A 7,865-nucleotide genomic window follows, 5' to 3' on the forward strand; every position below is an offset into this window, starting at 1 on the left:
TTTATTCCTGTAGTTTTAGGACTGTGGACTAAAATTACCAACGTAGATGTCTAACATTGACTACTTTTGGGTAGCTTTGTCCATGTTTTTACGAGCGGTAGACTCGCACCAAATATTCAAACCAGCCCTCCGAGTCCATCATCCCCGACCGCTTTTGAATAGCGCCAGCCGCTGCAAGTTCTGGTTGAGTTCGATCGTTCTCTAACACGTTACAAATTGTTCCAAAACGCTACATTTCTACAAATCATAAAGCAAACTTCAGGCTTATGCTTAACATTAACCCACTAGAGTAATACCAATTTTTTATGAAGCTGCATAGAATCCGATCCCCCCTAGCCCCCCTTAATAAGGGGGGGACAAGATTCCGCTCAAAGTCCCCCTTCTTAAGGGGGATTTAGGGGGATCAAGATATGTGCAACTTCACATTAAATTGGTATAACAACGCCCTAGTAAGAGCGCCCCACAACAAAACTCAACTGTTTTCACACCAAAAACCATGATAGAAAAAATTTTAGTAGCCGTCGCCGGTCGCGGCTTGTGCGAAGAGATGTTTAATATGTTGATGGACATCCCTTCCTTGCAACAAAGCTCTGTCACCGTTTTGCACGTCGTGCCGCAGCAAGTAACTTCCGATGGCATGGCCGACAAGTTGGAAGAAGGAGGAAAGATTTTAGCACAAGCAGTGCAGTCTTTGAAAATAGATCCCAGCAAAGTCAATCCGCGGCTGAAACAGGGAGACCCGAAAACCACAGTTTGCCAAGTCGCAGAAGAAGAACAATCCGACTTAGTAATTATGGGTTCGCGGGGATTTGGACGGCTGCAATCGATTTTGGAAAACTCAGTCAGTCAGTACGTTTTCCAGCTAACATCGAGACCGATGTTGTTAGTAAAAGACGACATCTACGTCAAAAAAATTAGGCGCGTCATGGTGGCGCTCGACAAGTCAGAATCTGCCAAACAGTCATTGCAGCTTGCGCTATCTTTGGTTAAAGAAGTGAGTGGCGGGCAGATAATTCTAGTACACGTCACCAAAGATTTGACGGGAAAATACACCGAAGATGTGACAGCAAATGCTGAAAAAGACCCCGTATTGGCTGAGGGAGTAGCACTGGCGAAACAAATGGGAGTTAGCTACCGTTGCGTGAGTGCTACAGGTAAGCCCGGTGAAGCAATTTGTCAGATTGCAGAGGAAGTGAATGCAGATTTGTTGGTCATCGGTTCCCCGGATCGGCGGCCAAACGTTGCTAAAAATTTCCTGGATCTCGATCGACTCCTAGGAAATTCCCTATCAGATTACGTGCGAGTCTACGCCAACTGTCCCGTCTTGCTAGCCCGGACGATCGTCAGCTAAACTCTCAATACTAATAGTTAACAAAAAAGCGCCCCAGCAAAAAACTGTTGGCGCTTTTTTTACAACTAGCTTTCACCAGAAATAAATAGCAGCAGTTGCTACTCTTTTCCGCCTTGACGGCTAGCGGTTTGAATGTACAGAATGATTAGAAAAACACTGGGAACCAATACAAACAGAATGGTTGCCACAAACCCTAAATCGTTAACTTCCATGAAGACCCCCGCCTGTATCGGAAAATAGGAAAATACACACCACTAGGATATCACTCAAAGGCAAAAGGGAAACTGGAATGGAGCAGAAGGTAGCACCAGACAGTTGAATAGGTAAAAAATCCACATTCAAAATCCAAGAATTTTTATTTCCTAATGCCCCATGCCCCATGCCCCATGCCCCATGCCCCATGCCCCATGCCCCATGCCCCATCCCCCATCCCTCCGCTTCACTTCGCCCACCGGCAGTTAAGGCTTAGTCTTGACGCTCACCGGGCCGTTGACCATAGTTTGACAAGCCAACCGATAGTTTTCGGGCTTTTTCTTGAGCTTGCGGTTCTCAAAGTCAGTGCGTGGCGACAGATTTTCACTACCCTCAACAATTTCCACAATGCAGGTGCCACATTGACCGATGCCCCCGCAATTCATCATCTTTCCCGAAAACGTGTATAAGTCGATGCGGTTTTCTAGAGCTTTGAATCTCAAATTGGCTCCGTCTGCTGCGATGACTTCCTGATTTTCCTTCACAAACTTGATATTAGCCATTGCCGATCCCTTAACGCAGTTGACATAGAACTCTATTACAAAATATTAAGTGAAGTGTCGGATATTTAACAAATGTCTAATTGCCTTTTTTGATTCAAGGACACGTGGCCTAGCTATCCCGACAAGGAATAGCCCCAACCCAACTCAACCCAACCCATTTTAGATTTTAGATTTTAGATTTTAGAATTGGGAATGAGTGATGAGTGGGATTGACTGATGCAGATCGTGGCTTGGAGTTGAGGTACAGTGGGCTTTTTTTACCAGAAAGAATTGGTTGAAAGCCGGAACCATTGTCGGGAGAAATTAAAATCAGACTATTCATTCCTCCAATCCTCTTCCTTCAAGGTACAGGTCGAGGTCGCTGTCAACTGTCAACTGTCAACTGTCAACTGATATCAAGGAGCATCCGAGAGGTTATTAGTGGGAAGATTGCTCACAGCGCGCTGGAGAGACGAAAGCCCCAGGTTGTAGTTGACAATTGCCGACAATCGGTTTCTCTCAGCCCTAGTCAAATCCGTTTCCGCCTGAATCACATCCGTCTGAGTGCCGACGCCAGCTTGAAACCGGAGTCTGGCCAGACGCAAAGCTTCCCTCGACTGCAAAACTCCGGCTTCAGAAGTTTCGATATTCTCAAAACTCGACTCCAAACCAAAATAAGCTTGTTCAACTTCTCGGCGCACCTGGTTGCGGATTTGGTCAAATCGACTTTCGGCGATCGAGATATCGGCATCCCGCTGCTTCACCCTCGCCTTCACCGCGCCCCCGTCGAAGAAATTCCAAGTCAAATTGGCTTGTACCGCATACCCACTGGCCCAGCCGCGAGTTGAAAACGGTCTCGTATCGTCAGTAGTTAGCCCTTGAAAGTTGTAGGAACCAGTGACATTAACTTGAGGTAGCCCCCCCGCCCGAATCGATCGCCTCTGTTGCTGGCTGATATTCCTCTGTACTAACTGCTGTTCCAACTCAGGGCGATTCTTAAAAGCCTGCACGATACTCTCTTCCAAAGACAGCCTCCAGGAGCCAGCTTGCTCCACCGGGTCAGCCGCCGTCAAGTTCGCCGACTGACTGATATTCAAAATCTCAGCCAGCCGCCGCTGGGCCACTCGCTGATCGCGACGGGCCACGGACAGTTGCTGCACTTCGTTGGCCACATTTGACTGAGCCTGCAACACAGCAAAGCGGGTTCCCACCCCGGCGCGTTCCAAAGCTTCCGCATCCCGCAAACTTTGCTGGGCATTTCTCACCGAAGCTTGGCGGATAGCAACTTGTCCGTCGGAGTTTTGCAGGTTGTAGTAAGCCTCAGCAGTGTCGAAGCGGAGTTGCTCGGCTTGGCGTTCCAAATCCAGTTCCCGAAAGCGCAACTGTTCCCTAGCCGCGCGGATATTAGCGTTGCGGCGGCCGAAAATGTCTAGATCGTAGCTCAACTGTAAAGTGTTGTTGAGACCGATGGTGCCGAAATTTTGAAACTCGGGAGAATTGGTCGGAAGTTGGCGGCTGACGGGTAAATTTGCATTCTGGCGAAGTCGAGTCTGCACTCCAATCTGTCCGCTGGCGCTGACTTGGCGGGTTGCGGCCATTTGAAAAGTCAGATCTGGAAATAAAGCAGCCTGCTGTTCGCGCACGCCCGATCGATTTTGTTCGACTTGTTTCTGGGCGATTTGCAAAACTTGACTGTTGCGGCGGGCCAGATCGATCGCCTGCTGCAAAGTAATTGACTGAATTTCCTCGATTCTGACATCCTCGGGCTTTGTCGGAAACTGTAGCGGATTCGGGTTGGGTGCTAGGGAAGCCGGGGGCTTGGTGTCTAAAATGCCCTTCGGGGTCAGAGGCGGGAAAGTTTCATTCGGAGTGCCGCGGGGAACTGGTGCTGGCAAATTCGGCACCGGAACATTGTTGGGGTTGCTCGGGACAGGTTTCTGCCGATTGTTTGCCGGTGCTGGTTTTGGAGACTGCGCCAAATACTCCTGCTGCTGGGTTGATGGGGCAGCCGGAGCAGCCTGTTGGGGCTTTGATGCTTGGTCTGACTCGGTTGGGAGAGTTGCTGCCGTAGCTTCCCCAGGTTCCTGAGACTCCGAGGTTGGTGGGTTTTGGGCGATCGACTGTTGTGGATCTTCTGATGTTGGTTCTGAGGATGTGTTGGAGGTCGATCGAATATTCTGCGCTAATTCGATCGGATTGCTAAGGGGGGAACCGTCCTGAGATTGAGCCGGAGGCTGTGCTGAAGCACTCTGTCCGGCGTTGCTGAAAGTAATTGCAGCGCCCACTCCGACCACCACGATTTGACGAAAAACACGCATAATTTTTTAATTACTTTGCAATTCTAGAGACAATTTTAGAGCAAGATTGAGGTCTCAAGTTTCTAGTTTGGTTCCTGAACTCGACAGTTGCAAGTCACAATTACCGTACTTGTCTTGCTTGTAAAGGCTTGATTCAAAATTTACAATTGAACTTCAGCAGTTGCCAGACCGATCGCCCCCGAGATTAGTTCCTCTACGCCACTTACCGGCCAAATCCGGGTTTTCAGCGATTTTTCGAGCTGTTCTACCGTCATGTCGTCAAGAAAACGAGGTTCCCCCTGTTTTAGCATAACCGAGGGCAGGAGGATACCATCTCCCAAGTCTTTTCCCTGCAAAGCTTCGAGTAAATCTTGCCCGGTGAGCAAACCCGTAACAGTGATAGTTTGTCCCCAGTAGCGGCTGGACAGTGCCACCATGTTGACAGACAAGCCGGGAATTTGGTTTAGTTGTTGTGCGATCGGCAAAAAAGCCTTTTCAACAGCATTTCCCACCACCCAAACCAACCGGCGCGGCCCAATAACCGGCAGCGGTTGCAGCTTAGCAAAAGCCGTTTCAAACTGCCCAATAAACTGCCGAATCGAACCCACACCGTTACCAATTTGGGGATAATCTTCATAATCCGCCGCCGACGGCAAATCCAAACCCGCGATTAAAAACCACTCATCAGCCAGCCAAATACAGCGCGATTTTGAATTTCCCCTTACCACAGGGAAGTTTAAATCTTCTAAATCTTCTAACTCTTCTCCCCCCCTTAGTAAGGGGGGGCTGGGGGGGGTGAATTTTGAACTTTTTTTATTAGCCTTTTTACCGCCTTTCCCTTGACTCAAAACAGCTTGAATTTTCTGCACTTGCGCGATAACTTCCCGCGCTTTTTCGGCAGTTACAGCAATCAATTCATCTTCCGCAGGACGAAAGCGAGTCAAACCCACCGGCACCACAGCCACCGAAGCCACAGCCGGGATATTTCCCGTATGAAACTTTGCCAAATCCAACAAAGTGCGTTCCAAATGTTCGCCATCATTAATCCCCGGACAAACCACAACTTGAGCGTGAATTTGCAAGCGGCGCTCTTGAAACCATTTAACTTGTTCTAAAATCTTCCCAGCCCGAAAATTTTTCAACAAGCGAATTCGCACATCCGGTTCCGTAGCGTGCACGGAAACATAAAGAGGAGAAAGCCGCATTTGTTCGATTCGGTTCCATTCTTTTTCAGTCAGATTCGTGAGAGTCAGATAGCTGCCATAAAGAAAGCTGAGGCGGTAGTCATCATCCTTGAGATATAAAGTTTCGCGCTTTCCCGGAGGCTGCTGGTCGATAAAGCAAAAAGGACAGCGGTTGTTGCACTGAATTAATCCGTCGAAGAGGGCGGTTTCAAATTCCACACCTAAGTCTTCGTCATACTCTTTTTCTATTTCCAACTTGTGAGTTTTGCCTTTAGCATCTAAAACTTCTAGTTCCAGAAATTCATCGGCGCACAGGAATTGATAGTCGATCAAGTCGCGGGGTTTTTGGCCGTTGATGGCAACGATGGAGTCTCCGGCATCAAATCCCATTTCGGCGCAGATGCTGTCGGGGATAACTTTGGTAATTCGGGCTGGTCTGGTTGATAATTCGCTCATAAGTTCGCGATGATTTTTTATATTTAATAAATTATTTTTGACAATTTTTGGGAGATTAGGACTTACGCACGGGTGGCGATCGACAACCTGGTTTTTATCCAAATACTTGCTTGAGGCCCTCTATCTCGGTTGAGAACCCGGTTTCTTTGTTTGGAGTGGGTCGATAACTATAGCGGTTCTCAGAAAGATGAGGTATGTTGTTGGGCTTGGGCCCTCTTAGTTGAACTGGTTATACAAGCTGTCAGTCATACCTCATCTTTTTGAGAAAGGCTATATATATTTGAATGTGTAAATATTATTATCACAATTAGCGTCCTTTGTCAACTTTGTTGCCCAGCATCGAGCGTAGTAATTTGTTAGACTTTATATTTTTTTGAGAGTTACGATACCGCTGTCTACAATCTGAATTGTTAGCTCGTAGCCATCCATCAATGACATACCAATAAGTGGATCTGAATCAGCTTCATCAATTGGTATAGTAACTGGCTGACTATCCCAGAGAATAGTTGCTTCATAGATATCAAATATACTCTCACTGCCGTCAGCTAGTATTGCCCGTCCTCGTCTCTGCCAAGGCAATCCTAAAATAACAACCAAATCTGGTGGTAGAGATAGCCAGCCATTAAAACCCGTATCTACAACAGCATCTCGCTCGTATAGTTCACCGTTATTGCTGTAGATGGATATGCGAAGAATTGGTTCATAATCGCCGTTAACTACTCCTGTAATCATTTGGCTTTTTGGATGCGACCGGCACCAAAACGACGCACATAGGTTGAACCAACGCGCACGATCCATATCTGAGCAGTGGGGTACTTTGTTCGGAGTCGGCTACAGGCAACTATCTCGTTACTATCGATCTCCCATGCAGATGTCTCAATATCGATCGCCACAATTTTACCTTTGTTACTCGGCTCAACTTGCGATCGCACTATGCGATCGTATATCTCATCGCCAAGTCGTGCAAACTCTTGCTTGCTATAACGGGGTTTCAGAATAGTCATCGCAGTTCTCTGTGGTTGTCAACTTAATTATACACTTTTAACTTTCAGACGATGTTTACATTTACCAAATCAACTGAATTAGCTTTAATATAATGCTTAATGTTGGGCAACAGCATAAAGCATTATATTTTTTCCATACACTGCCCTGCAATTTGCACGCGAAAAGTTATTCCCGATCGCATTGGCTGCCATCCGAGTTGCATCGCTTGCCGTATCCATTGTGCTACATCAGAGGGTGTTACTGGTATTACTTTGTTGGATCGAAGACAATCTTGAGGGTGAGGTCGATCGGTCGATCGACTGCAACATGAAGATTTCCGCCATGAAAGCATTCTTGTGTATAAGTAGGTTGTCTGCGGATTAGCCAGATGAAATGCTCTCCATCAACTATGATTTTTCTTGTTCCTTTTCTCGGTATTGACATAGCTTGTTTTAGCTTAAATATTTCAGCATTTTCAATAAGCACCGAGAAACCGGGTTTCTGACCTCTCGTGCGTAAGTCCTATGTGCTTTCTAAATCTTCCCGGTCAGATGAAAAAGCGGTAATGTTTGTCCGGTCATTGCTTGCTGCCAAGATTGGTGAAAGCTTGCTGCTCAATGTCATACTGCTTTACATGGGCATATCATATCATGTCCGGTCGATTGACCGCGATCGAGACCGTTTGTAGTGTGGACTTTAGTCCGCAAAATCCTGCGGACTAAAGTCCGCACTACGAACTTGATGATGGTTATTTTAGTTACCCACGATCGCATACCACAAACTCACCATCAAACACAAACTCGCTAAATGCTGAGGCATCAAAGATTTAATCGATCGCTTGGCAATTTTCTGAGTCACA

8 protein-coding genes are annotated in these 7,865 nt (G+C 47.0%); 1 reads left to right on the plus strand and 7 read right to left on the minus strand.

Annotated elements, in window-relative coordinates:
* Positions 1-496 precede the first annotated feature (496 nt).
* Positions 497-1,351 carry a universal stress protein gene (locus tag JGK20_RS31335; RefSeq protein WP_293183883.1) on the plus strand — a complete coding sequence of 285 codons (855 nt, stop codon included), beginning with the start codon at positions 497-499 and terminating at the stop codon, positions 1,349-1,351.
* 98 nt (positions 1,352-1,449) lie between these two features.
* Here the strand turns inward: JGK20_RS31335 and psbM are convergent, their stop codons facing one another.
* The 7 genes from psbM to JGK20_RS31370 all read right to left on the minus strand — a co-directional run bounded on the left by psbM (position 1,450) and on the right by JGK20_RS31370 (position 7,492).
* The gene (gene psbM, locus JGK20_RS31340) at positions 1,450-1,563 is read right to left on the minus strand and encodes a photosystem II reaction center protein PsbM (RefSeq protein WP_193970859.1); all 114 of its coding nucleotides are present in this window, start codon (positions 1,561-1,563) and stop codon (positions 1,450-1,452) included.
* Between the two features lie 246 nt (positions 1,564-1,809).
* The gene (locus JGK20_RS31345; RefSeq protein WP_293151570.1) at positions 1,810-2,106 is read right to left on the minus strand and encodes a 2Fe-2S iron-sulfur cluster-binding protein; all 297 of its coding nucleotides are present in this window, start codon (positions 2,104-2,106) and stop codon (positions 1,810-1,812) included.
* 395 nt (positions 2,107-2,501) lie between these two features.
* Positions 2,502-4,403, minus strand: a complete 1,902-nt coding sequence (locus JGK20_RS31350) for a TolC family protein (RefSeq protein ID WP_293217154.1) — start codon at positions 4,401-4,403, stop codon at positions 2,502-2,504.
* Between the two features lie 140 nt (positions 4,404-4,543).
* Positions 4,544-6,022, minus strand: a complete 1,479-nt coding sequence (locus JGK20_RS31355; RefSeq protein ID WP_293206687.1) for a DUF512 domain-containing protein — start codon at positions 6,020-6,022, stop codon at positions 4,544-4,546.
* 363 nt (positions 6,023-6,385) lie between these two features.
* Positions 6,386-6,754 (minus strand): clan AA aspartic protease, encoded by a 369-nt coding sequence (locus JGK20_RS31360; RefSeq protein ID WP_293183893.1) that lies wholly within the window; start codon positions 6,752-6,754, stop codon positions 6,386-6,388.
* Entirely contained in the window at positions 6,751-7,026 is a 276-nt protein-coding gene (locus tag JGK20_RS31365) for a hypothetical protein (protein ID WP_293183895.1), read from the minus strand. Before JGK20_RS31365 ends, JGK20_RS31360 begins: the two co-directional genes overlap by 4 nt.
* 247 nt (positions 7,027-7,273) lie before the next feature.
* On the minus strand, positions 7,274-7,492 hold the full coding sequence (locus JGK20_RS31370; RefSeq protein WP_293233400.1) for a hypothetical protein: 219 nt from the start codon (positions 7,490-7,492) through the stop codon (positions 7,274-7,276).
* Positions 7,493-7,865: the final 373 nt, after the last annotated feature.

This window comes from Microcoleus sp. PH2017_05_CCC_O_A (assembly GCF_020738785.1).
GTDB lineage: Bacteria > Cyanobacteriota > Cyanobacteriia > Cyanobacteriales > Microcoleaceae > Microcoleus.